Here is a 24665-nt window from a genome sequence, read left to right on the forward strand (position 1 = left end):
GGCGTTTGCCAGACCGGTTATTGGTCTCGCAGGTTAAACGGACGAATGTAAGGCAGTGCTTCGGTATCCAGGGAGGTGCCCTTGGAGCCGGTACCCACGCTACCCAATCCTTTCATTTCAAACTGAATGCCCAGGCTGCGCTCCGAGGTCGGACGCATGGTCACGTTATCCGGTGTATTGACCCACTCCAGGTTGAAGTTGATGCTCCAGCAGCAGGAGTCATATTTCAGGCCCACCTTGCGATCCACCTTCACTCCTTGGTCAAGGTCGTGATAGTAGCCACCGTAGAGGTGCCACTGATCATTGAGCGGTGTGGTCAACAGCATGCCGACTTGATTGAGGTCGGCGACCTGATTGGTGTTCGACAGGTCGTAGTTGGCATTGCGCACGAAGCGGTAGTTCAGCTGGCTGATCAGCTTCTCGCGGCGATACTCGAGGGCGCTGTTGGCAGAGCTGATCTCGCTCTGATCCATATCATATTGCGCCCCGGCATGGGCAAACCACTGCTCGTTGATCTTGGCATCCCCCTCAAACGAGAGCGGGGAGCGGGTGTTGGTCGCCAGTGACTCGCTGGGGTAGAGCTTGACCCTGGGGGCAACAAAGTCGAAGGCTTGGGCAACGGCCAGTCGAATTCGTTCATCGCCAGCCTGATCATAAACCCGGGTGGTAACACCGAGTGAGACCCTGTTGGAGTCGCTGATGCGGTCCAGACCGGCATAACGGCGGTCGCTGAACAGGCTGTAGTAGTCCTGACGCATGGTGGTGGAGTCATAGACACCTATGTTGTCCTGATCCTTGTAGGGCACATAGAGGTACTGGAACTCGGGCTCCAGGGTTTGATTGGCGTTGCCACCAAACCAGTCCTGGTTGCGTTCGAATGTCATGCCGCCCTTTAGGCGGAAGGAAGGCAGGGTCCGGGTGATGATGCCCTCATCCAGAGTGACGCCGCTCGCACCTTCAGGAGTGAACCGCTTGGTGAAGGTGGAGCTCATGTTATCCGGTACTTCCTGATCGTAACGGGTGTACATCAGCTTGTACTGGCTGTCGAGGTAGTAGCCCGCCTCGTCGATGAGCGGCATGGTCAGGGTCGGCGCCGTGTAGACCCGGGTGCCGGTATAGGCATCCCCCAGGTTTTGCGCTGAGGCCTGGGTATTGTTGTAACCGAACCGGGTGACTTCGGTATTCCAGGCCAGATCGTACCAGTTGCCCTGATGGTAGTAGTTGTGGTTGATCCGTGGCATCAGTTCGTGAGGCTGCTGGGCGCTTGCCAGCAGTATCTGGTAGGTCCGCACCTCTGTGTTGAGGTTCCAGTTTTGCTGGAAGTAGCCGGCCATCAGGGATTGCTGCAACTGGTTCTCGACCTGGGTGCCCACCTTGGGGGAGAAGTCGTTGAAGTAGTTGTAATCCCGATCCCGGACCTTGGTGTAGTCGATTGACACCCGCATGGCATTGTCGGCAAACCGCGAGGTGTGGCGCGCATTGAGCAGATAGCGATGCCCGTCAGACAGCTTTTCGTTCAGGCTGGGGGTTTCATCATACTGTTTGTCGTCTGCCAGATTTTCGAAATAGAGGCTGCCGACATGGGCCGGATCCGGCATATAGCGGAACTCGACCTGCTCCATCAGGCCCCGTCTGTCCATGAAACGGGAAGTGATGGTGGCATCGTAGTTGGGCGCTATGTTCCAGTAGAACGGCTGGGTGATGTCCATGCCGTTCTTGGAGCTCTGGGTATAACCCGGGTAGAGCAGGCCGGTTTTGCGCTCATCCTTGATGGGGAAGTTGATATACGGGAAATAGAACACCGGATAGTCATAGAGCCAGAGACTGGCGTTCCAGGCTTCCCCGAACACCTCTGTCTGATCGATGTCGATGCTGCCCGCTTTCAGGGTCCACACTTCCTGGCCCGGTGGGCAGGTGGTGTACTGAGCCCCTTCCAGAGTGATGTTCTGGTTGTTGTTGGTCATGGTGACCCGGTCGGCAGAGCCGCGTACCGGTGAGCCATGAACCTGGTATTTGCCTTCTTCCAGCTCGGAGTTTTTGGTATCCAGGTTGGATTTCAGGGTCTTGTCACTGGTGACAGTGATCTGGCCATCGTTGTAATAGATGTTGCCGATGGCGATGACATCCCGGCTCTTCTGATCGAGCTCGGCATAATCCGAGTCAAATTTGCGCACACCCTGGCGAACTTTGACATCGCCCTGATAGACGGCGGTACCGCCCTGCTTGGCCTCTAGCCGATCGGCATCCACTTCGACAGGTTGGGCGTTGGCATCCTTTCCAGGGGCCAGTTTCTCTACCTTGGGTACATAGTCATAGCAGAGCCCGTCCAGGATTCCGGTGGCGGGCGGCGGCGTCAGCGGAGCCGCCTGCACTATTGCCGGGGTCAGGGCTGGGATAAGGCTGATGGTCAGGGCGATGGGATATGAGTACCCCAGTGTCCATTTTGTCATGTGAAAGACTCGCGCAATCCGTGGTAGATACGGCTGATTCAAGACATGCATTTTACGACAGGATTCATCGAGTTGACATTGCATGTCATTGCTTTATGTTAGCCGGCAATGATAAAGCATTATTGCGGCCAGGGCTAACAGCCAAGTGCTGCTTTCCAATTCGGTCCCCGACTTATGTACGATCGCGATTCCCTGCTATTGCAATGGGCCCGCCGGATTTCCGGTGATGCCAACCTTGAGTTGACCCTGATTTCCGGTGACGCCAGTTTTCGCCGCTACTACCGTGGCGGTGGCTTGGTGTGGGTTGATGCCAATCCAAAAACCGAAAAAAATCATGAGTTTGTCCGCAATGCCTCTGCTTTGCATGCCATGGGGCTGCTGGCGCCCGAGGTAAAGGGGGTGGACTATGATGATGGCCTGCTGGCTGTGACAGATCTGGGGGATACCCAGCTTATCAGCTGTCTGGATGCACAGAATGTGCTGGCCTGGTATGGCAAAGCCATCGCCTTGCTACCCAGACTGGGGGCGGTAGCACTGGCGCTGGAGCCCTTCGACGCTGCCTTTATGGCCCGTGAAAACAGTATTTTCCCCGAGTGGCTGCTGGGCCATCATCTGCAGCTGGCCCTGAGCGAGTCGGAACAACAGCTGCTGGATGATATGTTTGCCTGCCTCACTGCCAGCAATCTGGCTCAACCCCAGGGGGTGATGCACCGTGACTTTCACAGCCGCAACCTGATGGTCTGTGGTGGTGATACTCCAAACGGCAGCGAATTGGCCATCATCGATTTTCAAGACATGGTGATAGGTCCCCTCAGCTATGACCTCGTCTCCCTCCTGAAAGACTGTTACGTGCGCTGGCCCGACGATGTGATCGAGCAGGGCATGCGCCATGGCTTCGATACGCTGCAGCAGGCGGGTCTGCTTGGCGGGCTCGACTATGCCAGTTTCCGTCGTCATGCCGACCTGACCGGCATGCAGCGTCACCTGAAGGCGGCGGGTCTCTTCACCCGCCTCTATCACAGGGATGGCAAGTCCGGTTACCTCAAGGACATTCCCCGCACCCTGGGCTATGTGGTGGATGTGTGCCAGCAACATGGCGCCAGCTATCCGGAGCTGGCCCGCTTCGGTGCCTGGTTGCAGCAAGTGGTGTTGCCCGGGCTGGCCCGAGTGGCCGGAGCCCCGGTATGAAGGCGATGATCCTGGCTGCCGGGCGTGGCGAGCGGATGCGACCGCTCACTGACACCTTGCCCAAGCCGTTGCTGGCGGCAGGGGGCAAGCCGCTCATAGTGCACCATATCGAAAAGCTCAAGGCTGCCGGAGTGACTGAACTGGTGATCAACCACGCCTGGCTCGGCCACAAGCTGGTGGAAGCGCTCGGTGATGGCAGTGCGTTCGGGGTCAGCATTCACTGGTCGGCAGAGGTGAGTGCGCTGGAAACCGCCGGTGGCATAGTGCAGGCGCTGCCCCTGCTTGGCGCCGATCCGTTTCTGGTGATCAACGGCGATACATGGCTCAGTCTGGACTATCGCACCCTGGTCAACCAGCCACTGGGTACGGATCTGGCCCATCTCTGGCTGGTGCCCAATCCGCCCCAGCATCCTCATGGGGATTTCTCGCTTCACGCCGGTCGGGTGCAGGATGCGCCAGCCTTCACCTTCAGCGGTGTCGGGCTCTATGACCCCGCCGCCTTTGCCGATTTGCCGTCGGGGGCGCGCAAGCTGGCCCCCCTGCTGCGCGACTGGATGGCGCAAGGCCGGGTCGGTGGCGCCATGCTGGCCGGCGAGTGGCGCGACATTGGCACCACAGAGCGGCTGCGCGAGCTGGATGATCAGCTGCAACGGCGCACTCATTAACATCACGAGGTCTTGAACCATGCGTATTTGGGGTAAGGTGCTGGGCGCCTTCTTCGGTTTTCTGCTCGGCAACATCTTTGGTGCCCTGCTTGGCCTCTGGATCGGCCATCGTTTCGATCGGGGCATGGGTATTCGGGGCGCGTTTCAGCGTGGCCCCAGCCAGCAACAACAGGCAGTATTTTTCCATGCCACTTTCGCCGTCATGGGTCATATCGCCAAGGCGAATGGCCAGGTTACAGAGCAGGAGATCCGGGTTGCCTCCAACCTGATGGATCGGATGCGACTGGTGGGAGATCAGCGAGCGCGCGCCCAGGAGTCGTTCCGTCTGGGCAAGGAGGCCGAGTTCCCGTTGCGGGAAACCCTGGCCGAGTTCCGTCGTGCCAGCCTGGGGCAGCGGGACATACTGCGCTTCTTCCTGGAGGTGCAACTGCAGGCAGCCTTTGCCGATGGCAAGGTCGAGGCCGACGAGCGCGCCATTTTGCATACCATCGCCGATGAGCTGGGCTTCAGCCGCATCGAGCTGGCCCGCATCCTGGCGATGGCCGAAGCGCAGATGAACTTCTTCAACCGGGCGCATGGCGGCCAGTATCAGGGCGGTGAGCACGGTGGGCAGCAGTATCGGCAGGAGGCGCCGTCAGCGGATCGCCTCAAGGATGCCTACCAGTTGCTCGGGGTGAGCGAGAGCGACAGCGATCAGGACATCAAGCGCGCCTACCGCAAGGAGATGAGCAAGCATCACCCCGACAAGCTGGCCGCCAAGGGGCTGCCACCTGAGATGATGGAGATGGCGAAGGAGAAGACCCAGGAGATACAGCAGGCCTGGGAGTGGATCCGCGAGGCCCGCGGCATCCGTTGAGTGCCGCTATCTGTCCGCCATAAAAAATGCCCGTCGATGACGGGCATTTTCGTTTGCGAAAGTCAGGTTTAGTGGCTGTCGGCCCAGACAAACTTGAGCACGAACAGCAGGGCGACCACCAGTACGCAGGGGTTGATCTCGCGCCAGCGGCCTGTACCTGCCTTCATCACGCAGTAGGAGATAAAGCCGATGGCGATCCCCTCGGTGATGGAGAAACTGAACGGCATCATGACAGCTGTCATGAAGGCGGGCACAGCTTCGGTCAGGTCTTCCCACTTCACCCGGGTCAGCTCGGAGCACATCAGCACACCCACATAGATGAGGGCACCGGCGGCGGCATAGGCAGGTACCATGGCCGCGACGGGGGAGAAGAAGATCGCCAGCAGGAACAGCAGGCCGACCACGATGGCGGTCAGGCCGGTGCGGCCACCGACGGCGACGCCGGAGCTGCTCTCGATAAAGGCGGTGACAGAGGAGGTGCCCATGAAGGCGCCGCCGACCGAGCTCACGCTATCCACCAGAAGCGCCTGCTTCATGCGCGGGAAGTGACCCTTGTCGTCCGCCAGCTTGGCGCGGTTGGTGACGCCTATCAGGGTACCGGAAGAGTCGAACAGGTTGACCAGCATGAAGGAGAAGATGATCCCCGCCAGGCTGATGTCGAGCGACCCCATCAAATCCAGCTGGCCAAACACCGGCTCTATGCTGGGGGGCATGGAGACGAAGCCCTTGAAGGTCACATCACCAAACAGCCAGCCCAGGGTGGTGGTCACCACTATGGCGATCAGCACGGCGGAGTGAACGCCGCGGGCTGAGAAGATGCAGATCAGGAAGAAACCGAGCAGCCCCAGCAGGCAGGGCAGGGAGGTGAGATCGCCCACCGTCACCATGGTGGCCGGGCTCGCCACTACGATACCTGCGTTGTGCAGGCCGAGCAGAGCAATCAGCAGACCGATACCGGCTGTGATACCGACCCGCAGGGTGAGCGGGATATTGGCGATCAGCCAGTAACGAACCCGCAGCAGGGTGAGGATCAGCAGACCCATGGCACCCCAGAAGATGGTGCCCATGCCGACTTGCCAGGAATAGCCCATGCCGGCCACCACCACGAAGGCGAAGAAGGCGTTCAGTCCCATGGCCGGGGCCAGGGCGATGGGCAGATTGGCCAACAGGCCCATCAGTATGCTGCCGATGCCAGCGATGAGGCAGGTAGTGACGAACACTGCCTGGGTGTCCATGCCCGCCGCAGAGAGGATCTGCGGGTTGACGAACACGATATAGACCATGGTCAGGAAGGTGGTGATCCCGGCGATGACCTCGGTGCGGGCGGTAGTGCCATGGCCTTGCAGGGCAAACAGACGCTCAAGCAATCCTTGCCCGGCGGCCTGATTGGCAGCTTGGTGTTGTTGGTTCATGTTGGATTCCAATAGGTGACGTGAAATAAGCAGCAGGAGAGTCGGCACCCCATCCATGCGTGGGCAAGAGGGCTGTTTTTCTGGTGGCTAAGTGACCAGACTCGTCCTGCTACCGTGACAGCGCGCACATTTTCACACAGGCGGCGGCGTTTACAAACCCCGGATCTGCGAAGCGGATCAATGAATAGAGCAAAAATTCAAACGTTTTCTTTTTGAGCAATAAAAAAGGTCCTCGATAGAGAACCTTTTATGACTGACAGATGCCGCGTCAGAGGGTCTTGAAGTAACGCTCCACCAGCTGGGCCAGCACGGAGTCGAGTTTGTCTTGTACTTCCCCCAGCTCCCTACCGACACGACGCAGGAACAGACTGGCCTGCTCCTCGGTCAACTTGCGTCCCTCGATGAAGAACTCCTGCTCCGGCAACTGCTTGTCATAGCGCGGGATCAGCACCCAACTCACCAGCTCAGGATAGATGGCGGCGAAAATCTTGGCGGCGGCGACACAGAAGGTCTCGATGTGCTCCTTGCCATCCGGTCCGAGGCAGCCGGGTTCGACCCGGATCTGGATGGTCAGTTTTTTCTCTATTGGGGTCGTCATTTCGATACATCCATGCAAAGGCATCCGTCTTGGATTGTATGCCAAAAGGCAATAGAAAGGGGAGCCGAAGCTCCCCTTGTGACGCCGTCACCCTTATTTGGTGATGCGTTTGTATTTTGCGCGATGGGGCTGGATCGCCTCGGCGCCGTAGGTCTTCTTCTTCCACTCTTCGTATTCGGTAAAGTTGCCTTCGAAGAAGGCAATATTACCCTCGTCCTGGTAGTCCAGGATGTGAGTGGCGATGCGGTCGAGGAACCAGCGATCGTGGGAGATGACCATGGCACAACCCGGGAACTCCAGCAGGGCGTTCTCGAGGGCGCGCAGGGTTTCGATGTCCAGATCGTTGGTCGGTTCATCCAGCAGCAGCACGTTGCCACCGGTCTGCAGCAGCTTGGCCAGATGCAGACGGCCACGTTCACCACCGGAGAGCTCGCCGACCCGCTTCTGCTGATCGGCGCCCTTGAAGTTGAAGCGGCCGATATAGGCGCGGCTCGGGAACTCGTAGTTGCCGATGCGCAGGATATCCTGACCGTCAGCGACCTCTTCGAATACCGTCTTCTTGTCATCCATGCTGTCGCGGAACTGATCCACGGAGGCCAGTACCACGGTTTCACCCAGGGTGATGGCGCCGGAATCCGGCTGCTCCTGACCCGACATCATGCGGAACAGGGTGGACTTACCGGCACCGTTCGGGCCGATAATGCCGACGATGGCACCCTTCGGAATGGCAAACGACAGATCGTCGATCAACACCCGATCACCGTAGGATTTGCGCAGGTTGGCCACTTCCAGCACCTTGTCGCCGAGGCGCGGTCCGGGCGGAATGAACAGCTCGTTGGTCTCGTTGCGCTTCTGGTAGTCGTTGGTGTTGAGCTCTTCGAAGCGAGCCATACGGGCCTTGGACTTGGCCTGACGGCCTTTCGGGTTTTGACGCACCCACTCCAGCTCTTTCTCGATGGACTTGCGACGGGCCGCTTCGGAACTTGCTTCCTGGGCCAGACGGGCGTCCTTCTGCTCCAGCCAGGAGGAGTAGTTGCCTTCCCACGGGATACCCTCGCCGCGGTCCAGTTCCAGGATCCAGCCTGCCACGTTGTCGAGGAAGTAGCGGTCGTGGGTGATGGCCACCACTGTGCCTTCGTAGTCGTGCAGGAAGCGCTCCAGCCAAGCCACGGATTCCGCATCCAGGTGGTTGGTCGGTTCGTCCAGCAGCAGCATGTCCGGCTTTTCCAGCAGCAGACGGCACAGCGCCACGCGGCGGCGCTCACCACCCGAGAGGTGCTGGATCTTGGCGTCCCAAGCCGGTAGACGCAGGGCATCGGCCGCGCGCTCCAGCTGGTTTTCCATGTTGTGGCCACCCTGGGCCTGGATGATGGCTTCCAGCTCGCCCTGTTCGCGGGCCAGCTTGTCAAAATCTGCATCGGGATCGGCGTAGGCCGCATAGACCTCGTCGAGGCGAGCCATGGCGCGTTTGACGTCGCCGACGGCCTCTTCCACCGCTTCACGGACTGTCTGCTCCGGATCCAGCTTCGGCTCCTGGGGCAGGTAGCCGATCTTGATGCCGGGCTGCGGACGGGCTTCCCCTTCGATCTCGGTATCTATGCCGGCCATGATGCGCAGCAGGGTGGACTTACCGGCACCGTTCAGGCCCAGTACGCCTATCTTGGCGCCCGGGAAGAAGCTCAAGGAGATGTTCTTGAGGATATGACGCTTGGGCGGCACTACCTTGCCGACCCGGTTCATGGTGTAAATAAATTGAGCCATTGGCTAATTCTCTTCCTATTCAGCAGGTTAATGTCTTGGCACTAACAGACTGATGTCGTGGTGGGGCCAGGTCGACACGCCGTCAACCCGGTTCCAAAAAACGCTCCGATTGTAAACCAATGGGGGAAGGGGGGCAAAGGCAGGGCCCGGCTTGTAGCCCTCTTTGCCGCAGCCGTCACATCCGGCTGTGCGCTGGAGGCACGCCTGGCATGATGAGGGCTCTTTTTGTGCCAAAGCCGCCATATTTGGCTGTTCGTCGCTGAACAGCCTTGCCGGGCAACATTTTTGCTGGCTGCGAGCGAGATACTGGGTTTTGTATAGCTCTTTTTGCCGACCGAGGGTTGGGAAGGGGCCGACGTCTATTTCCAGATCGGGCATGAACGGGTGAGGACTACTTCCCCTTGTGACCGGCGAAGTAGAGCACTCGCCGCACATATTGTTGGGTCTCCTGATAGGGGGGAATGCCGCCGTACTGTTCCACCGCTCTCTCTCCGGCGTTGTAGGCTGCCGACATCAGTATCCAGTTGCCATCAAACCGGCGATCCAGCCACTTGAGATAGGTCACGCCCCCCTTGATGTTCTGTGCCGGATCGAAGGGGCGAGTCACGCCGAAGCGCTGCTGGGTTTCCGGTATGAGTTGCATCAGCCCCTGGGCATTCTTGGGGGAGACGGCGCGGCTGTTGAGGTTGGATTCGGCAATGGCGATGGCCAACACCAGCCGCTCATCGAGGCTGTGGTGCTTGGCGGCGTGGCGCAACATGGTGGCCAGTTTCTGTTTGGTTGGTGACTGGCGGGCCAGGTAGGCATCCAGATTGAAAGGGGTATTGGGGATCTCGGCAAAGTAACTGCCTGCTCTCCCGCCGACGCCGGCGCCACACTGATCCCCCATGATGGCGTTGCCGATGCGGGCATTGTAGTAGCGGGCGGCTTGCTGATTGCCAAGGCGCATTGCCATGGCGAGGTAGGCGTTGGCCATCTTGGGATTGCGCACCGAGCCCGGGCCGGTGGCAAGCAGACGACCGATGCGAAAATAGCCTTCCGGGTTGCCCGTCGTAGCGGCGGCACAATAGAAGTGGATGGCTTGGGTCAAATTGCCCTGGCTCTGCGCCACCTGACCCTTTTTCAGGGCAGTGAGCGCCTTGGGGGCTTGTCTGAAATCCCTGCTTTGCGCTGCAGCCTGCGTAATACCGGCCAGCAACAGCGATAAAAAAAGCAGCAAAAACAGCCTGTTTTCGCTGAGGCTCGCCATGGATTCTCTCCTGTTGGGGTACAGAAGATATAGGGGAACATGGCCTTCTCTGCCATTAATCCAGTGGATCCTGTTGTTATGACGCCACCTGCCCAGAGATCAAAATGGTATGGAACCAATGGCAAATACAGGCCCGTGTGGGATGCCGGTGGGCATTGGAAGGGACAGTCCAATCACAAGGGGTAGCAAAAGTGGCTTGCGATGGGGGAAGCCTGTGATGACTCATGTTCCACGCCGCGCTATTTAGTCAGGATTGTACATTCATGTCACCGTGGCTCACCCCTGCCGGTAATAGTCGAGATACCAGCGCACGAACTCGGCGACGCCCTGCCTGAGCGGGGTGGCGGGGTGGGGGCCCGTGAGGGTGTGAAGGGGCTCGCTGTCGGCCCAGGTGGCGTGCATGTCGCCTGCCTGCATGGGTAGCATCCGCTTGATGGCGGGCTTATCCAGCGCCTGCTCCAGCGCCTCGATAAAATCGAGCAGCCGCACTGGCTGGCCGTTGCCTATGTTGAGGATGCGATAGGGGGCAGCGCTCTCGGCCTGACAGTCCTGGCTGGCATGCCAGTGCGGATTGGCGCGGGGTGGCAGCTCGGCGATGGCGAGTATGCCGTCCACTATGTCATCTATATAGGTAAAGTCGCGGCTGAGATCCCCGTGGTTGTACACATCGATGGGCTCGCCCGCCAGGATGGCGCGGGTGAACTTGGCGATGGCCATGTCGGGGCGACCCCAGGGGCCATAGACGGTGAAAAAGCGCAGGCCTGTGGTAGGCAGACCATAGATCGCAGAGTAGGCGTGGGCCATCAGTTCGCCACTCTTCTTGGTGGCGGCATAGAGAGAGACGGGGTGATCTACCCGCTGTTCGGCACAGAAGGGCATCAGATCGCTCAGGCCATAGACGGAGCTGGAGGAGGCGTAGATCAGATGGTTTATGCCGTGCTGGCGGCACCCTTCCAGTACAGTCAGCATGCCGGTGAGATTGCTGTCGGCATAGGCGAACGGGTTTTCCAGTGAGTGACGTACCCCCGCCTGGGCGCCCAGGTGGATCACCCGCTCGAACTGGCCGCTGGTGAACAGGTTTGCCATGGCATCCCGATCTGCCAGCTCCCGCTGTTCGAATTGGAAGTGGGGGAAGGGGAGCAGCCGGGCCAGTCGCGCCTGTTTCAGGCTTACCTCGTAGTAGTCGTTCAGATTATCCAGCCCCACCACCTGATGGCCTGCCTCGCATAGCCGTTTGGCCACGTGAAAGCCGATAAAGCCGGCGGCGCCTGTCACCAGATACTTCATGAGTGTTGTCCTGTGCTGATCATTGGGGGTCTCTGGTCCTGAACGGGGACTGGAAGGTGGCTGTCGGCTTTTTACCAGAGTGTGCACGCCGGCGCCACGTCGTTCCGGCGACATAGTGGGCGATGGCGGAGCTCGTCAGGCGCGGCATGCTGCATCTTGGTGCACGGCCTGTCAATGGAGAATGACAGGCACCAAAACGGGGCGTTTCCCGGGGCTATTGTGATCATGGTCGCAAAAAATAGACTGGACCCCATAACGAAGCCCTGCGGACAGGGCTCGCGTCCGCCATGGCGGCAAAAACACTCTTTTCACTTCGCTATTGGATACAGGTTATGGACAACACCCCGGGCTCTGCGGACCTGCACGCTTCTGTGCACCCGCTTTATGAAGATGTACTCGCCCTGCTGACGGCTGCCGGTTTCGTTTCTCTCGGTATCTTCCTGTTTCATCAGGTTGGCCTGCTCACCGGCGGTACCGCCGGGCTGGCGCTCTTGCTGCAACAGGTGACGGGCCTGAGCTTCGGCCTGCTGTTCTTCGGTATCAATCTGCCGTTCTACGCCCTGGCCTGGCTGAGGATGGGGCCCCGCTTCACCCTCAATACCTTCGTCTCTGTGGCGGCTGTCTCCTTCATGACGGATCACCTCAACGCCGTGTTGCAGATCGGCAAGATTGAGCCCGTCTATGCGGCCCTGATCGGCGGCACCCTGATTGGCATGGGGCTGCTCATCATGTTCCGCCACAAATCCAGCCTGGGTGGCTTCAACATACTGGCGCTGTTTATTCAGGACCGCTTTGGCATCCGCGCCGGCAAGCTGCAAATGGGGCTGGATTGCACCATAGTCGTTGCCTCCTGCTTCGTGGTGCAGCCCTGGATCCTGGCCCTCTCGGTGGTGGCGGCCATCATCTGTAACCTGGTGTTGACACTCAATCACAAGCCGGGCCGCTATCAGATAGCGTGAGAACCCGATATTACGTTCATCCGATATCCGTATCGGGTGTTGACGTTCAACGACACAAGCCGGGCCGTTATCAGATAGCCTGAGTCGAGACGTTTCTCGCAAATAAAACAGAGCGCCTGATGGCGCTCTTTTGCTATCCAGGATCCCGAGCCACCCCCCACCACAATGGGTAGAGCCGTCTCGGTGTGACGAATCACTTAGGGGAGAGTCGTGATACCACTGGGGCTGTGAGTCCGGTATCTCTCCCTCCCTTCACACCACCATGGGCAGGCCTGTCTCAGGGTGATGGATCACCTGAGCGGGATAATCATAGAGGCGGTCGATCAAGGCCGGGGTCAGTACCTCGGCCGGGGTACCATCGGCCATCAGCCTGCCCTGATCCAGCATCACCAGCCGATCGGCGTAGCGCGCCGCCAGATTGAGGTCGTGCAGCACCACCAGTACGGCGGTATTGCGGGCGGCCAGGGCACGAGCCATGGTGAGCAGCTGGTGCTGATATTTGAGGTCGAGCGCCGAGGTGGGTTCGTCCAGCAACAACAGGCGCGCCTGCTGGGGATCGTCCGGTGCTTGCCAGATCTGGGCCAGCACTCTGGCGAACTGCACCCGCTGTCGCTCCCCCCCGGAGAGGCCGGGATAGAGACGTCTGGCCAGGTGCTCGACCCCGGCGTGGGTCATGGCGGCCCGCACTATCTCGTCCCGTCGGCTGCCGGGCTCTGTGTGGGGCAGGCGCCCCATGGCGACCACCTCTTCGCACAGAAACGGAAAGTTGAGAGAGGAGCTCTGCGGCAGCACGCCGACGCGGTGGGCCAGCTCTCTGCTGGCCCAGGCTTGCCGCTCCCGGTCAAACAGATTGATTTCCCCTTCGTACTCCAGCTCGCCGGTCAGGCATTTGAGCAGTGAGCTCTTGCCTGCGCCGTTTGGCCCCAGCAGGGCGGTGAGCGTGCCACCTTGCAGTGTGAGGTCGAGTCTGTCCAGGATGGGGCGGCAACCACGGGTGAGGCTGAGCTGGTGGCAGCGCAGCAGAGGGGATGATATTGACAAGGTGAGACCTCTGGTTAAAGCGTCCGGCGGCCCTTGACCAGCAGCCAGATAAAGAAGGGGGCGCCCAGCAGGGCAGTAATGATGCCCACCGGCAACTCGGCCGGCGCCATCAGGGTGCGAGCCAGCATGTCGGCGCCCAGCAGCAGGGCGGCGCCGAGCAAAGCTGAAAGCGGCAACAGTCTGACATGGTTGGGCCCGGCCAGCAGTCGCACCAGATGGGGCACCACCAGGCCGACGAAGCCGATCATGCCCGCCACGGCGACGGCGACACCGACCCCAGCGGCGGTGAGCAAGATGAGGCGCCGCTTGAGGGATTGCACATTCACTCCCAGATGACGGGCTTCCCCTTCCCCCAGCAACAGGGCGTTGAGGGGATTGGCATCGCGCATGAACAGCAGCAGCAGAGCGGCCAGGGTCAGCAGCGCCAGTGCCACGTCCACCGGTTTGCCTGCCGCCAGTGTGCCCATCTGCCACAGACTCAGGTTGCGCAACATCTGATCGTCGGCCAGATAGGTGAGCAGACCGATCACGGCGCCGGCAAGCGCCGTGATGGCCACACCGGCCAGCAACATGACGGTGACGGAGGTGCCCCCTTCCCGGGTGCCGAGCAAATATACCAGCGTGGTGGTGAGCGCCCCGCCGAGGAAGGCGAGCAGCGGCAACAGGCCGATGCCGAGCAGACTCTGCCACTGCTGGCCGAGAGGGGCCAGCAGCACTATGGCCAGCGCGGCACCGAGGGCGGCCCCGCCGGAGACGCCTATGATGCCGGGATCGGCCAGCGGATTGCGAAACAGCCCCTGCATGACGGCGCCACAGAGACCGAGAATGCCGCCCACTGCGATGCAGAGCAGGGTACGGGGCAGGCGGATCTCCTGCACGATCAGCAGCTTGTGGGCTTCAATGCCGCTTTCCTGCCCGGCAAACAGAGCGCGAAGACTCTCGCCGAGGGAGAGCGCCATTGGGCCGGTCGCCAGGGATCCGACCAGCAGCAGTGCCAGCGCGGCGCTGGTGAGGCAAAGCAACCAGGGCAGTGGCAGACGCATCATGAGCCCAGCTTGATCCACTTGGCGATCTGGTTCGCCTGTTGCAGCGAGGTGAGACTGAGACCCCCTTGCAGGGCGTGGCCGTCGATAGCGTGGATGGCTCGATTCTTGCCTGCCGGCGTCGCTGCGAGCGCGGGCACCTGTGCCAGCACGGTTTGTGGATCCTGATATTGCTGCCAGTCGCGGCCGCTCACCAGCACCAAGTCCGGCTGCAGCTTGATCAGGGCTTCGGCAGAGACGGGTTTGTAGTCGCTCAGCTGGTCTACCGGATTGATGCCGCCCGCCAGGGTGAGCAGTGCGCTGGCGGTGGTGTTGCCGCCAGCTATGCTGGTGGGTTGCCCCTTGTGCAGCAGCAGGAAGGCGACCTTGAGCGGCTTGTTCTGTTTAGCCTGCGCGGCCAGCTGATCGGTCTGGGTCTGGATCTCGGCCTTGAGTGCCGCCCCGGCGGCCGGGTCATTGAGCAGCTTGGCCAGGGTATCGATACGCTGGTTGAGGTTGGCCAGGGTCGGTGCCGTCTCCAGCACACTCACTGCGACGCCTGCACGGCGCAGTTGATCCAGCGCAGGCGGCGGCCCCATCTCGTCGCTGCCGACCAGCCGGGTCGGCGCCAGACTGAGGATCCCCTCAGCGGAGAGGGCACGGTGATAACCGACCCTGGGTAGATTTTTCGGTTCAACGCTGCTGATGTCGGTGGCGACGAGGCTCTGTTCACCGCCCAGCGCCAGAATGAGCTCTGTGGTGGCAGGACCTATGCTGACGATACGTTCCTGCGCGCTTGCTGGCAGGGAAAGAGCTGAGCAGCTCAGCAGGGTGAGTGCGAGGGCAAAACGACGACCCATGCTAACCTCCGAAGGGTGAATGAAGTTGGGTTTGCGCCGAGAATATCAAGTCGGTGAAAAAAATGCACTGAGAATGAAAGCGATTATCAATTGCATTGGTTTGGGCGCTTTATTACAGTATTCGCCATGACAGAAGAGGGATGCAGAACGCATCCCCAGGGAGAACCGATGAGCATTGCACAACGCATTCATGAGCTGCTGGAGCAAGATCCCAGCGCCCATCCTTCCAGCATTGCCACTCAGCTGGCGGTCAGCGAGTGGGAGGTGGTGCGCCACCTGCCCGACGAGCTGGTGACCCTGGTCCCCGCCGAGCAGGCTGAAGCTCTGCTGGCGGATCTGGCCGACTGGGGTCAGGTGACTACCATCGTCGAATCCGATGGCTCCATTTTCGAGGTGAAGGCGCCCTTTCCCAGGGGCAAGAACGCCCGCGGCTACTACAACCTGATGGGGCGTGACGGCGAGATGCACGGCCATCTCAAGCTCGACAACGTGGTCGGCATTGCCCTGGTCAGCAAGTTGTTTATGGGTAAAGAAGGCCACTCTTTCCAGTTCTTCGGCCACAGCGGCCGCTGTATTTTCAAGGTCTATCTGGGACGTGATGAGCAGCGCAAGCTGTTGCCTGCCCAGGTGGAGCGTTTCATGGCCTTGCGCCACCAGTACCAAGAGGAAGTAAAAGCATGAGTGAACGTCAGGAGCGTCTGCAGAATCGTCTGCAACCGGAGATCCGCGAGTTTCGCGACGGTTGCCGCACCCTGCAACTGGCGACGGTGGACAGCGAAGGCAACCCCAACGCCAGCTATGCCCCCTTCGTGCTGCAGGAAGATGGCTACTATGTGCTCATCTCTGAAATCGCCCGTCACGCCCGCAACCTGCAACAGGTACCCAAGGTATCGCTGATGCTGATCGAGGACGAGACAGGTGCCCGTGAGCTGTTCGCCCGCAAGCGTCTCACCTTTGATGCACTGGCCGAAGTAGTGGCCCGTGACGACGTGCGCTGGAGTCAGGCGATTGCCGCGCTGGAAGGGCGTTTTGGCGAGATAGTCAAAGGGCTGTCCAATCTCAAGGATTTCGTGCTGTTTCGCCTCAAACCCGAGCAGGGTTTGTTCGTCAAAGGCTTCGGCCAGGCATTTCGCGTCTCAGGTGACGAGCTGGTGGATTTCGTGCATCTGGTGGAAGGGCACAAACGGGTCGACAACGGTGCCGAGCTGACCAGCCCGGCCGATGCGCCAGTCTGACGACAGGCCTTTGCAATAAAAAAACGGGCAGCCCAGGCTGCCCGTTTTTTTATTGCGTGTCACGCCAGAGAGCTAGTCCTGCCAGGAAGCCTTGTTGGGGAAGGCATCGCGATCGGCCTGGCTGGCCGTCTCGTTGCACTCGCCCCGGATCTTCCAGGAGGTCTGGCTGAGGATGATATAGCCATTGTGGCAATACTTCCGTTCGGCCAGGGTCTGGGTCAACTGTGCATCCTGCAGAGCTTCACGCCGTTCCAGCAGACTTTTGCTGCGACTCAGGCGATTGCCGTCGTTCTCCTCCAGCCGGGTAGGCAGGGTGTCGAACGGTGCGGCTTCAAACGTGAAACGCTTGCTCCCCTCTTCGTTGATCTGGGTTCTAAACAGGGGGGCCGGGCCATCCGGCTGACGCCCCGGCAAACCGGAGCAGGCAGAAATTGCTGGTAACAACAGCATGAATGCAACGGCAGACAGTAGACGCACACAAGACTCCAATCCGGTGATCACTTCAAGGCTGGCAGATTAACACGTCAGCTCGGGCTGGGTGGCTTCGAGCAACGCATCCGTCGTGAGCAGGGTCACGGTTCTGCCCTTTGGCAGGCTCAGGTGCTCCCACATCCAGTGGTGATGCTCGATGATTTTTTCCGCACTCAGATGAGGACGATCCGCCGTGGTGTGGGCATCCGTCACCGCGAATACGTCAAATCCCCGGGCGGCGGCGCTGCGCAGCGTGGTGTCGACACAAAAATCGGTGGCACAGCCGCAGATCAGCAGGCGATCCACAGCCTGTTCCGCCAGCAGAAAGCCGAGCTCTGTATCGAGGAAGCTGTCGCAGGCGGTCTTGCTCACCCTGCTGTCGCTGCGCGCCGGGATCAAATCGGCGTGAAGCTGCCAGGCTGCACTGCCGGGTTCCAGTTCAGAACCCGGTGCGTCGTGCTGCACATAGATGACACGGCCCTGATTGGCCCGCACGCTGTCTGCCAAGCGATTGATATTGGCAATGACCTGCGCGTCCTGATGGCGGGGATGAGCAAACAGCCCTTGTTGCATGTCGATGACCAGTAACACATCCATATGGAATCCTTAGGCGATTTTCAGGGTTGCAGCCATTGGCTGCAGTCACGGCTTCGGGATTGATGCAGTGCGCCCATATCTTGCTTCATTTCATCTGCATTTAGCCAGCGTTCTGGCAGAGGTGTGATCCGGGCCCGTATATCGGCAACTTGCCCGGCTGGGATCTGTGCATTCGTCTGCGATAGAGTCTCTGGCACCACCAGCGCGACTTTGAGCGCAGGGTTGCGACTGGCGATGCGGCTGGCGAGCCCCAGGCCCCCCTCGACGTGGAAGTTGCCGGCGATGTGCATGATGCGCCGGCCGGGATGCTGCTTGAGATAATCGACCATGCTTTCGGCCATGGTGTCATCCCAGCTGGTCTGGGCGGCGAAGCGGCGGGCATTGCCGTCGGCATCACCGTGGTGGAGCGAGGCCATGAATTTCTGGCGATAGCCATCGTCGGTGAGCGTCAGCTCGCGGGCAAGCTGGCTGCGGCGGTTGGCGGGGAGCTTGTCGAGCCACTGTGGCCCCTCCTGACCGATACAGCTCACCAGCGGCTTGGGGGCGTTGGCTGCGATGACCGGCAGATGGTGCTGTTTGGCAAACTCCACCAGCGGGCGATAGTCGCTCTGGTAGTTGGGCCAGGCGTTGCCATCGCGAATGAGGGCCGCCTCACCTATGCGCCCGGCCAGATAGGCATCCACCACGGCTTGATCGGCACGGCTGAACTGCTCCATGGAGAGCACAAGGGCACGACCATCGGCCCGGGATGCTTCTTCCAGCCCCGCCTGCAGACGGGCCTGCAGCAGGTGTATGGCAGTATGGGTATGCAGCTCGCCCACCAGCACTATGTCGGCGTCCGCCACCCGATCCACCGCCTGTGTCAGCGTCAGCTCACCTTGGCCTGCATCTGACTGGCCTGCGCTGAGCTGATAGTGGTAGAGGGTGCCGGCATCGTCACTTGGCGGTGTGGCGCAGGCGGCCAGCAGCAGGGGAAGGGTGAGCAGGGGCAGTAGTCGGGTCATGGTATCTCACAACGAAGAAGAGCCGGGGCCATACGATGACAGCATGGCGAGCTGGAAAACAGAGGGGAATAGTGTAGAACCTAACTATGACAAAAGAAAATGAGAATGATTCCTTTTATTGTTGATCTTTGTTGCGAGCTAAGTAATATGCCAGCTGTTTGATAACAGTTCTCAATAAGGATTCACAGTGGCGCACAACAACACCCTCTCGCTGGTTGCCCTTGCCGTGGCGACCGGCCTCGCTTCCCCGGTTTTTGCGGCGGACAAGAAAGCAGATGAAGTCATGGTCGTCAGCGGCTCACGGATGGAGCAAAAACTGGAAGATGTTTCCGGTCCCATCACTGTGATCACGGCCAGGCAGATTGAAGAGCAGGCGGTGAGCAACGTTGCCGACCTGTTCCGTTACGAGCCGGGCGTGACTGCGATAGGCGGTGCTGGTGATGCCCAGACCTTCGTCATCCGTGGCATGGGTGAAAACCGGGTGAAGATGGTGCGTGACGGTGTGCGCCAGAACGATGCCTACAAGAACGGCGGGGTCGGCCAGAGCTACTTCGACACCGACATGATCAAGCAGATAGAAGTGGTCAAGGGGCCTGCGTCGGCGGCCTACGGCTCCGATGCCCTGGGCGGCGTCATCGCCATCACCACCAAGGATGCCAGCGATTTCCTCCGGGGCCGCGACAGCTATCTGGACGTGACCAGTGGTTACGCCTCCAGCAGTCATCAGAACATGGCCGGTTTTACCGGTGCCCTGCGCAGCGGCGAGTTCGAAAACCTGCTGCGCTACACCTGGCGTGACGGCGGCGTGACCCAGAACTACGATGGCGACAAGAAGGAGTTCGACATCGTCAGCCAGGCCGTGCTGTTCAAGAGCCAGTGGAACCTGAGCGACGATCAGTTCCTGAAACTGACCGTCGACTACTTCAACGAAGGGCAGGATCCGGATGCCGTCGATCTCACCAAGGCAGGCTCCGTCTTCAATCAGCCGATCACCGACAAGGACACGGACAACCTCTCCCTGATGCTGGATCACGGCATCGCCCTGAACGCGCCCTGGGTCGATCGCATCGACAGCAAGGTCTATTATGCCCGCACCAAGCAGACCCTGGATCAGTACGCCTCTTCCAAGTATCCGGTCAGACCTGGCAACCCCTATGTGACCAAGAACTCGCTGGACAGCAACGGCTTCGAGCAAGAGAGCCTGGGGGCCCAGGTGAAATTCAGCAAGGCACTGGCCAGTCAGCGCCTCGCCTGGGGCCTGGAGTATGAGCATACCGACAACGAGCGCACCCGTTTCAAAGCGCCGACCACGCCGGGTGATTTCGTTGGCTACAGCGAGCTGAGCTTCCCGTCCACTACCACGGAACACGGTGCCCTGTGGGCCTTCGACGAGCTGAAGTTTGGCGAGCGCTGGGTACTGACGCCGGGTGTTCGCTACGACTACTACCGTATGACCCCGGATCAGGATCCCGCCTACACGGGCGAAAACCTCAAGAAGTTCTCCGAAGGGGAGTTCTCACCCAAGCTGGGGCTGGTGTTCAAGGCACACGAGGCGGCCAATCTGTTTGCCCAGTACAGCCATGGCTACAAGACCCCCATGTATGACAACGCCTTCTCGACCCTGAACCACCAGGCGTATGGCTATCGTATCGAGCCAAATGCCAACCTCAAGCCCGAGAGCAGCGATGGCATCGATCTGGGGGTACGCGGCGATGCAGGCGGCTTCAGCTACGAAGTGGCGACTTTCTACAACAAGTTTGACGACTTCATCGAGCTGACCCAGGTCGGCACCGAGGGTCGCACTGCGCTTTATCAGTACCAGAACCTGGACAAGGCGACCACCAAGGGGGTCGAGGCCAAGGCTGACTACTGGTTGAATGACCTGGTCAACGTCTGGGGCAATCTGGCTTACATCGAAGGCAAGGATGGGGATGGCAACTACATCAACAGCCTGAGCCCGCTCAACGGTAGTGTGGGTGTGCGCCTGGAACAGGCGAACTGGAACATCAACACGGCGCTGCGCTTTGCCGATGACATGGACAAGGTGGGCAAGGATGCCAGAGGCAACGACAACATCAAGAGCGCCGGCTGGGGTGTGGTGGATCTCTACGCCCAGTTCAAGCCCATACAGGATGTGCAGCTCAACGTCGGTGTCTTCAACCTGTTTGACAAGGAGTATGTCAGCTACGAGAACATCACTGGGCAGAGCGCTACCGCCAACACCAGCAACAAGACAGAGCCGGGCCGCAACCTGAGCGCACGGGTCAAGTACGTCTTCTAATGCCGGTGAGCAGCACGCACATCTTATGACTCAGGGGCCGCAAGGCCCCTTTTCTGTGGGCTGAAACCGGCCCATGACCACTAAAAAAAGAAACCCGCCAGAAGCGGGTGGAAAGATTGCAACACTAACCAGGAGGTGGTGTTACTCAATAGACTCCGCTCTTGTGGCAATAGTTCAATTTTATTGATGTTTTTCATTTTTGCTTCCCCTCAGGATCGCAGGATCCTCCCCTGCAAATCGGTTATCATTTGTGCCCCTTCTTCCCGCTGTCGAGGATCTATGCCCGCCTTCTCCTGGTTAGCCCTGTTCTTTGGCGCCTTCTACTTCGTCTATGGTGCCTATCTGCCGTTCTGGTCGCTCTGGCTGGAGGGGATCGGCGTGAGCGCCGAGATGATAGGCCTGTTGCTGGGAGCCGGGATGGCGATCCGCTTCGCCGGCAACCTGATGGTGATGGGGCAGATCAAGGGGGCGGGGCACCTGCTGCCCATCACCCGGCTGCTCTGTCTGCTGAGTCTGCTGGCTTTCCTCGGTTTTTATCTGAGCCATAACCTCTGGTGGCTGGTGGGATTGACCCTGGTGGCGAACTTCATCTACCCGACCCTGATGCCGGTGGGGGAGGCACTGGCCACCCGCATGGTGGTGCAGGCCCATCTCGACTACGGCAAGGTGCGGCTGTGTGGCTCGTTCGTTTTCATCGTTGCATCTACTTTGGTGGGATCGCTGGTGGGGAATTTTGGCAGCGACTGGGTGCTGCATACCATGGTGGCGGGATTGCTGCTCATGCTGTTGCTCAGCTGGTTGCCGTTGGATCCGGCGCCCCGCGACATTCAGGGGGAGCGGGCGAAAGCCTCCCTGCTCGATACCCTCAAGTCCCCTTCGGTGCGCCGCTTTCTGTTGATCTCGGCCCTGCTGCAGGGCAGCCATGCCGCCTACTACGGCTTCAGCGCCATGTACTGGAAGGCGGCAGGTTACAGCGGTACCACCATAGGCTATCTGTGGGCGCTGGGGGTGGTGGCGGAGATCGGCATGTTCGCCGCCGACAAGCGCTTCCTCAACCGCTTCGGTGCCCAGACGCTGTTTCTGGTGGGGGCGATTGGGTGCGTGATGCGCTGGAGCCTGCTCGGCGCTTCCACCGATATGGTGGTGCTGGTGGCGGGTCAGTTGCTCCATGCGGTCACCTTCTGCGTCAGCCACCTAGGCGCCGTGCGCTTCATGACCCGTCAGTTGCCAACGGAGCAGCTGATCCCCACCCAGGCACTCTACGCGGCGCTCGGTCTCGGCATGACGGTGGCCGCCCTGATGACACTCTCTGGCCTGCTGTTCGAGCCTCTCGGTGGCGGCATCTTCTTCATCATGGTGCTGGTGGTGGTGCCCGTTTTCTTCCTGCGGCTGCGCACTGGCGAGGCAGCGTCAGCCTGATCCCGGTGGAGGATGAAGGTGCCAGACAAAGTGAAGGGGAGCATGTGTTCCCCTTTTTGCATGTCGCTCGCCTCACGCTGGCTCGCTCAGATAGCGGCCGATCAGGGAATGCCAGACCTCGGCACCCAGGGTGCCCGCCAGCAAGGTGCTGGAGGCCGCGTCGAAGCGACCATCCTTTTGCCAGGAGAGATGCGGCAAGAGTGCCGACAGGGTACGGTGATGGCGTTGCAGGGCCAGATCCAGCGCCTCCCAGAAGGCGCTCCCTTTCACGTGGAAAAGGGGATAGTAGGAGAGATCTCCCGCCTTGACCGCATCACTGGCCCGATAGAGGCCTGCCTTGGCATGGGGCAGGTGGTCTTCGCGGTGCGCCAGCTCGTCGGCGGCCGTGGTGGTGTCCAGACGGAAGCGGTGCAGCGACTTGATGGCAAGGTACTCCGCCAGGCTCTCGGCGACCCAGGTCGGTCTGGCCCGGGTGTCGAGCATGTGCACTGCCTCGTGGGCACTGGTGCGTAGCAGGCGCAGTGGGGCATCGGCAGTGGGCTGGTTGTCGCTGACCGGATAGTTGGCGACAAAAGCCCCGGCACCGGCGGCGCCTCCCAGCGAGTGGGTACTGATGTCGCGCGCCAGCCACACCAGTTGCCAGGGCTGGCGTGGGGGCGGGGCATCGAGCTGAAAGGCGAGGTAATCGATGATGGCCTCCAGCTTCTTTTGCAGGCTGGCGATATTCAGCGCCCCGGCCACCCCGTCGTGATGGATCTGCAGACGTGCTCCCTGCCGAGACTGGGTTGTCGCTGGCAGGGCGAAGGGCAGGATCAGTGGCGGCTCGTCCATGCGGGGCATGGGGTGGCACTGGCCATCCGGCAGGCAAACCCGGCCCGGTTGTGCACCCTGCTGGCGCGGGAAATTCCCCCATTCGGTGACCAGCCAGCCGCCTTGCGGAAAGTAGAGGCTCTGCTGGGCAGAGGCATCGGCCCCGGTAGCAGGCACAGGCTTGAGCGTCACCTGCCAGCTCAGCTCGCGGCACCGGATGGGCTGGCCCGGCTTGACCCTGGCGCCGCTCTCCAGGCAGGTAAGAGCAGGCAACCCCTGTTGTGGTGTGCCGCGCAAGGTACGGGCAGGCAGAAGAGTGAAAGGCTGTGTCCCTTCCGGGATGAAGCGGATCAGCAGGGTGTCGGGTTTGGCGCTGGCCATGAGCTGATAGCTTGGGCCGGGCGGGGCCTCGACGGCTGCTCCCCAGAAGGGGAGCAGCAACAGACTCTGGATGACGGGTGGAAGGGTCATGGCGTCGTTCCTGCGGGTTAGCGCGCTTGCTCATAGCCCAGCAGGTCGCCCGGCTGGCAGTCCAGCTCGCGGCAGATGGCTTCCAGGGTGGAGAAGCGGACCGCTTTGGCATGGCCGTTCTTGAGAATGGAGAGGTTGGCCTCTGTGATGTCGACCCGCTGGGCCAGTTCACGGGCTGTCATCTTGCGCTCGGCCAGCAGGGCATCGAGCCGGATTATGATGGGCATGGGATCCTCACACCGTCAGTTGTTGTTCGTCGGCCAGTTGTTTGGCCTCGCGCATCACCAGGGCCAGTGCCGAGACAATCAAGCCTGCCAGCAGCAACTGGAAGTCCGATGAGCTGATGTTGATAGTGCCGTGCAGCTCGGGGCCTGGCAGGGTGAGCACTGTGTCCAGCAGCGGTGTCGTGATGATCTTGGTGACGAAGCTGGCACACAGCAGCAGGCCGATCAGCCGGTAGCGGCGGATCTGGCTGAAGGTGAACAGCATGGCGTGCCGATAGCCGCGAAACAGCTGGTGCAGTTGCCACAGGATCAGCATGAACACCAGATCCGGCAGCAGCATGACCAGGGTAGCCAGCAGGCGCGTGCCCAGGTCAAGCGGATAGTCGCTGAGCGAGGGGGTGGGGGCGGCCTGTTGGGTGGCGGTAGTCTCCCCCATGGTCAGTGGCACGCCATTGAGCACCTTGTCACCCTCCAGAGCCAGCGCATTGATAAGCTGATCCTGCAGGTAGTCGCTACCGCCAAGCAGATGGGACCAGGTAACCAGCACTGTCATGATCGGGGTGGCCAGCAGGGCGAACAGCAGGATCCATTCGATCAGGCTGCTCATGCGTTCGAGCTTGTTGTATTTCATCCTATACCTCGTGATAGACGCCATGGGCCGCACAAGGCGGCGTTTGCTTACTGTTTATCGATAACCTGACGCCAATGTTTATCGTTTTTCGAGATTGCGTCAAGGGGTTTTTTATTGAAAAACGATAAGGATTGACTGGCAAGAAGGAGATGACATTTTCCGGGCTCCTCTCTA

General features: G+C 60.3%; 23 protein-coding genes. 8 read left to right on the plus strand and 15 right to left on the minus strand.

What is annotated here, in order from left to right; translation table 11 throughout:
• Window positions 1-17: 17 nt before the first annotated feature.
• A complete protein-coding gene (lptD, locus tag AACX78_RS06145) occupies window positions 18-2450 on the minus strand; it encodes an LPS assembly protein LptD (protein ID WP_159165669.1) in 2433 nt (810 codons plus the stop codon).
• Between the two features lie 174 nt (window positions 2451-2624).
• Between lptD and AACX78_RS06150 the strand changes: the two genes are divergently transcribed.
• The 3 genes from AACX78_RS06150 to djlA are packed head-to-tail and all read left to right on the plus strand — an operon-like array spanning window position 2625 to window position 5159.
• Window positions 2625-3638, plus strand: a complete 1014-nt coding sequence (locus AACX78_RS06150) for an aminoglycoside phosphotransferase family protein (protein ID WP_005311710.1) — start codon at window positions 2625-2627, stop codon at window positions 3636-3638.
• Window positions 3635-4303, plus strand: coding sequence for an N-acetylmuramate alpha-1-phosphate uridylyltransferase MurU (gene murU / locus AACX78_RS06155; protein ID WP_159165670.1), 669 nt, complete (start codon window positions 3635-3637; stop codon window positions 4301-4303). The genes AACX78_RS06150 and murU overlap by 4 nt, the downstream gene beginning before the upstream one ends.
• Before the next feature lie 19 nt (window positions 4304-4322).
• On the plus strand, window positions 4323-5159 hold the full coding sequence (djlA, locus tag AACX78_RS06160) for a co-chaperone DjlA (RefSeq protein WP_058393605.1): 837 nt from the start codon (window positions 4323-4325) through the stop codon (window positions 5157-5159).
• A 68-nt stretch (window positions 5160-5227) separates the two neighbouring features.
• Here the strand turns inward: djlA and AACX78_RS06165 are convergent, their stop codons facing one another.
• From AACX78_RS06165 to AACX78_RS06185, 5 genes are all read right to left on the minus strand, one after another.
• Window positions 5228-6571 carry an NCS2 family permease gene (locus tag AACX78_RS06165; RefSeq protein ID WP_159165671.1) on the minus strand — a complete coding sequence of 448 codons (1344 nt, stop codon included), beginning with the start codon at window positions 6569-6571 and terminating at the stop codon, window positions 5228-5230.
• A gap of 268 nt (window positions 6572-6839) precedes the next feature.
• Entirely contained in the window at window positions 6840-7169 is a 330-nt protein-coding gene (locus tag AACX78_RS06170; RefSeq protein ID WP_159165672.1) for a hypothetical protein, read from the minus strand.
• A gap of 93 nt (window positions 7170-7262) precedes the next feature.
• Complete coding sequence (gene ettA, locus AACX78_RS06175) at window positions 7263-8930, minus strand: energy-dependent translational throttle protein EttA (protein WP_159165673.1); 1668 nt, start codon at window positions 8928-8930, stop codon at window positions 7263-7265.
• A 391-nt stretch (window positions 8931-9321) separates the two neighbouring features.
• Entirely contained in the window at window positions 9322-10179 is an 858-nt protein-coding gene (locus tag AACX78_RS06180; protein WP_159165674.1) for a lytic transglycosylase domain-containing protein, read from the minus strand.
• A gap of 276 nt (window positions 10180-10455) precedes the next feature.
• Window positions 10456-11466 (minus strand): NAD-dependent epimerase, encoded by a 1011-nt coding sequence (locus AACX78_RS06185; protein ID WP_159165675.1) that lies wholly within the window; start codon window positions 11464-11466, stop codon window positions 10456-10458.
• Window positions 11467-11798: 332 nt separating this feature from the next.
• Between AACX78_RS06185 and AACX78_RS06190 the strand changes: the two genes are divergently transcribed.
• A complete protein-coding gene (locus AACX78_RS06190) occupies window positions 11799-12425 on the plus strand; it encodes a YitT family protein (RefSeq protein WP_159165676.1) in 627 nt (208 codons plus the stop codon).
• A gap of 252 nt (window positions 12426-12677) precedes the next feature.
• Here AACX78_RS06190 and AACX78_RS06195 read toward each other — a convergent pair whose 3' ends face one another.
• From AACX78_RS06195 to AACX78_RS06205, 3 genes are read right to left on the minus strand one after another with little or no spacing between them, the layout of a single operon-like run.
• Window positions 12678-13466, minus strand: a complete 789-nt coding sequence (locus tag AACX78_RS06195) for a heme ABC transporter ATP-binding protein (RefSeq protein ID WP_159165677.1) — start codon at window positions 13464-13466, stop codon at window positions 12678-12680.
• Window positions 13467-13480: 14 nt separating this feature from the next.
• Entirely contained in the window at window positions 13481-14512 is a 1032-nt protein-coding gene (locus AACX78_RS06200) for a FecCD family ABC transporter permease (RefSeq protein WP_201302795.1), read from the minus strand.
• Window positions 14509-15348 (minus strand): heme/hemin ABC transporter substrate-binding protein, encoded by an 840-nt coding sequence (locus tag AACX78_RS06205; RefSeq protein WP_159165678.1) that lies wholly within the window; start codon window positions 15346-15348, stop codon window positions 14509-14511. The genes AACX78_RS06200 and AACX78_RS06205 overlap by 4 nt, the downstream gene beginning before the upstream one ends.
• Window positions 15349-15516: 168 nt before the next feature.
• Here AACX78_RS06205 and hutX point away from each other — a divergent pair, with 168 nt between their 5' ends.
• The gene (gene hutX / locus AACX78_RS06210) at window positions 15517-16029 is read left to right on the plus strand and encodes a heme utilization cystosolic carrier protein HutX (RefSeq protein WP_021138344.1); all 513 of its coding nucleotides are present in this window, start codon (window positions 15517-15519) and stop codon (window positions 16027-16029) included.
• Window positions 16026-16583 (plus strand): heme utilization protein HutZ, encoded by a 558-nt coding sequence (gene hutZ / locus AACX78_RS06215; RefSeq protein ID WP_005311733.1) that lies wholly within the window; start codon window positions 16026-16028, stop codon window positions 16581-16583. The genes hutX and hutZ overlap by 4 nt, the downstream gene beginning before the upstream one ends.
• A gap of 72 nt (window positions 16584-16655) precedes the next feature.
• Here hutZ and AACX78_RS06220 read toward each other — a convergent pair whose 3' ends face one another.
• Genes AACX78_RS06220 through AACX78_RS06230 form a run of 3 tightly spaced genes read right to left on the minus strand, consistent with a single transcriptional unit; the run spans window position 16656 to window position 18655 of the window.
• The gene (locus tag AACX78_RS06220; protein WP_005311736.1) at window positions 16656-17060 is read right to left on the minus strand and encodes a hypothetical protein; all 405 of its coding nucleotides are present in this window, start codon (window positions 17058-17060) and stop codon (window positions 16656-16658) included.
• Window positions 17061-17099: 39 nt separating this feature from the next.
• Window positions 17100-17651 (minus strand): cysteine hydrolase family protein, encoded by a 552-nt coding sequence (locus AACX78_RS06225; RefSeq protein ID WP_159165679.1) that lies wholly within the window; start codon window positions 17649-17651, stop codon window positions 17100-17102.
• Window positions 17652-17671: 20 nt separating this feature from the next.
• Window positions 17672-18655 (minus strand): ChaN family lipoprotein, encoded by a 984-nt coding sequence (locus tag AACX78_RS06230; protein WP_159165680.1) that lies wholly within the window; start codon window positions 18653-18655, stop codon window positions 17672-17674.
• Window positions 18656-18842: 187 nt separating this feature from the next.
• Between AACX78_RS06230 and AACX78_RS06235 the strand changes: the two genes are divergently transcribed.
• Window positions 18843-20936 carry a TonB-dependent hemoglobin/transferrin/lactoferrin family receptor gene (locus AACX78_RS06235; protein WP_159165681.1) on the plus strand — a complete coding sequence of 698 codons (2094 nt, stop codon included), beginning with the start codon at window positions 18843-18845 and terminating at the stop codon, window positions 20934-20936.
• Between the two features lie 279 nt (window positions 20937-21215).
• Window positions 21216-22355, plus strand: a complete 1140-nt coding sequence (locus AACX78_RS06240; RefSeq protein WP_159165682.1) for a 3-phenylpropionate MFS transporter — start codon at window positions 21216-21218, stop codon at window positions 22353-22355.
• A 72-nt stretch (window positions 22356-22427) separates the two neighbouring features.
• Here the strand turns inward: AACX78_RS06240 and AACX78_RS06245 are convergent, their stop codons facing one another.
• The 3 genes from AACX78_RS06245 to AACX78_RS06255 are packed head-to-tail and all read right to left on the minus strand — an operon-like array spanning window position 22428 to window position 24491.
• The gene (locus AACX78_RS06245) at window positions 22428-23636 is read right to left on the minus strand and encodes a hypothetical protein (RefSeq protein WP_201302796.1); all 1209 of its coding nucleotides are present in this window, start codon (window positions 23634-23636) and stop codon (window positions 22428-22430) included.
• 17 nt (window positions 23637-23653) lie between these two features.
• A complete protein-coding gene (locus AACX78_RS06250; protein WP_159165683.1) occupies window positions 23654-23863 on the minus strand; it encodes a helix-turn-helix domain-containing protein in 210 nt (69 codons plus the stop codon).
• Window positions 23864-23870: 7 nt separating this feature from the next.
• Entirely contained in the window at window positions 23871-24491 is a 621-nt protein-coding gene (locus AACX78_RS06255) for a DUF2975 domain-containing protein (RefSeq protein WP_159165684.1), read from the minus strand.
• Window positions 24492-24665 lie beyond the last annotated feature (174 nt).

The sequence above is a fragment of the Aeromonas sp. 9A genome (genome assembly GCF_963900955.1).
GTDB classification, from domain to species: Bacteria; Pseudomonadota; Gammaproteobacteria; order Enterobacterales; family Aeromonadaceae; genus Aeromonas; species Aeromonas salmonicida.

Bases quoted from the DNA above. Each gene is read 5' to 3' on its own strand.
- AACX78_RS06240 (WP_159165682.1), top strand. From the start codon at position 21,216: ATGCCCGCCTTCTCCTGGTTAGCCCTGTTCTTTGGCGCCTTCTACTTC.
- murU (WP_159165670.1), top strand. From the start codon at position 3,635: ATGAAGGCGATGATCCTGGCTGCCGGGCGTGGCGAGCGGATGCGACCG.
- AACX78_RS06205 (WP_159165678.1), bottom strand. From the start codon at position 15,348: ATGGGTCGTCGTTTTGCCCTCGCACTCACCCTGCTGAGCTGCTCAGCT.
- lptD (WP_159165669.1), bottom strand. From the start codon at position 2,450: ATGACAAAATGGACACTGGGGTACTCATATCCCATCGCCCTGACCATC.
- AACX78_RS06250 (WP_159165683.1), bottom strand. From the start codon at position 23,863: ATGCCCATCATAATCCGGCTCGATGCCCTGCTGGCCGAGCGCAAGATG.
- hutZ (WP_005311733.1), top strand. From the start codon at position 16,026: ATGAGTGAACGTCAGGAGCGTCTGCAGAATCGTCTGCAACCGGAGATC.
- AACX78_RS06165 (WP_159165671.1), bottom strand. From the start codon at position 6,571: ATGAACCAACAACACCAAGCTGCCAATCAGGCCGCCGGGCAAGGATTG.
- AACX78_RS06255 (WP_159165684.1), bottom strand. From the start codon at position 24,491: ATGAAATACAACAAGCTCGAACGCATGAGCAGCCTGATCGAATGGATC.
- AACX78_RS06170 (WP_159165672.1), bottom strand. From the start codon at position 7,169: ATGACGACCCCAATAGAGAAAAAACTGACCATCCAGATCCGGGTCGAA.
- AACX78_RS06225 (WP_159165679.1), bottom strand. From the start codon at position 17,651: ATGGATGTGTTACTGGTCATCGACATGCAACAAGGGCTGTTTGCTCAT.
- AACX78_RS06150 (WP_005311710.1), top strand. From the start codon at position 2,625: ATGTACGATCGCGATTCCCTGCTATTGCAATGGGCCCGCCGGATTTCC.
- djlA (WP_058393605.1), top strand. From the start codon at position 4,323: ATGCGTATTTGGGGTAAGGTGCTGGGCGCCTTCTTCGGTTTTCTGCTC.
- AACX78_RS06180 (WP_159165674.1), bottom strand. From the start codon at position 10,179: ATGGCGAGCCTCAGCGAAAACAGGCTGTTTTTGCTGCTTTTTTTATCG.
- AACX78_RS06190 (WP_159165676.1), top strand. From the start codon at position 11,799: ATGGACAACACCCCGGGCTCTGCGGACCTGCACGCTTCTGTGCACCCG.
- AACX78_RS06245 (WP_201302796.1), bottom strand. From the start codon at position 23,636: ATGACCCTTCCACCCGTCATCCAGAGTCTGTTGCTGCTCCCCTTCTGG.
- AACX78_RS06230 (WP_159165680.1), bottom strand. From the start codon at position 18,655: ATGACCCGACTACTGCCCCTGCTCACCCTTCCCCTGCTGCTGGCCGCC.
- AACX78_RS06200 (WP_201302795.1), bottom strand. From the start codon at position 14,512: ATGATGCGTCTGCCACTGCCCTGGTTGCTTTGCCTCACCAGCGCCGCG.
- hutX (WP_021138344.1), top strand. From the start codon at position 15,517: ATGAGCATTGCACAACGCATTCATGAGCTGCTGGAGCAAGATCCCAGC.
- ettA (WP_159165673.1), bottom strand. From the start codon at position 8,930: ATGGCTCAATTTATTTACACCATGAACCGGGTCGGCAAGGTAGTGCCG.
- AACX78_RS06185 (WP_159165675.1), bottom strand. From the start codon at position 11,466: ATGAAGTATCTGGTGACAGGCGCCGCCGGCTTTATCGGCTTTCACGTG.